Genomic DNA, 1,136 nt, shown 5'->3' on the forward strand with positions numbered 1-1,136 from the left:
CAGGCGACCACGGTAGGGTCAGCGACTGGGGTGAAGTCGTAACAAGGTAGCCGTAGGGGAACCTGCGGCTGGATCACCTCCTTTCTAAGGAAGCTGTGGAATTGGTAAGACGCTTGACTAGATCAGGATGAACCTTCCCGTGCTTTTTAGAACATAGATGGCGCCAGTCAGGCGACCATCGAAACGAAATACGTCACAGAGCCTTCATGGCCTGATGATAAGGCGGAACCCGCCGACCACGTTTCTCTTTCTTCACAAGGATATGTCCTCGCGGCGGTGCCGCGCTCTGACGAGCGCTCGCCTCCGGCCAGTCTTCGGATTGGAAAGGGGCGCCAGACGACTGGCGACGGCCTCTGGCCTTTCATGGGCGAGCGTCACGGATGTCGAGTTCGTAGAGATCGGGCCCGTAGCTCAGTTGGTTAGAGCACACGCTTGATAAGCGTGGGGTCGGAAGTTCAAGTCTTCCCGGGCCCACCATCTTCCTGCCGGAAGCTGGTTTGTTTGAGATCTTGATCCTCCTGGTGGCTTGCCTTTGTTGGCAGGTTGGCAGGTGTTGCGATGGTTGGGGCTGTAGCTCAGCTGGGAGAGCACCTGCTTTGCAAGCAGGGGGTCAGCGGTTCGATCCCGCTCAGCTCCACCAATTCGCTTTTGGTGTCGAGTGAGTGGCCGTCATATCCTTTGAAGAAAATAAAAGTTTGCATCGCTTTTAGGAGCGTATGCCTGTTTTGCAAAAATCGTGAAGAGAAGATTGATCTGGAGGCTTCCAGGTTTGGGTTTTACCCAAGTCCGAAGCTGGTCCTGCTGAAGTCGTGGATGGTCTAGCCGACCGGAAGCGAATAGGGGCCAGGGAAGGAAGGAAGTCTGTCACTCTGGTCGTTCGTTGTTGGCATCTTTGATGCCTCTGACGGATTGATTGATGATCGTTGCCTGACCGCGCGATCCCGGATTTAATCTCGAGAAGCTGGTCTTAAGATCCGGCCCGGATGTCGCTCGGCGTGACATCTTTATGAGGGACCGGATCGAACACGTCGATGGCATCTCGAATGACCTGGTTGTAAAAGGTAGCCAGGTTTTGGGAGTTGTTAGCGAATAGCGAATGGCGAATAGTTTTTGAACATTCTATTCGCTACTACCTA

The 1,136-nt window shown here is 54.0% G+C and carries 2 tRNA genes and 1 rRNA gene; all 3 read left to right on the plus strand.

What is annotated here, in order from left to right:
- Positions 1 to 84, plus strand: a 16S ribosomal RNA gene (locus Q2T52_RS26770); the annotation flags it as partial.
- Between the two features lie 316 nt (positions 85 to 400).
- Positions 401 to 477 (plus strand) — tRNA-Ile (locus Q2T52_RS26775).
- Between the two features lie 87 nt (positions 478 to 564).
- Positions 565 to 640: transfer RNA gene (locus Q2T52_RS26780), tRNA-Ala, on the plus strand.
- Positions 641 to 1,136: the final 496 nt, after the last annotated feature.

It is taken from the genome of Rhizobium oryzicola (genome assembly GCF_030504645.1).
GTDB classification, from domain to species: domain Bacteria; phylum Pseudomonadota; class Alphaproteobacteria; order Rhizobiales; family Rhizobiaceae; genus Neorhizobium; species Neorhizobium oryzicola.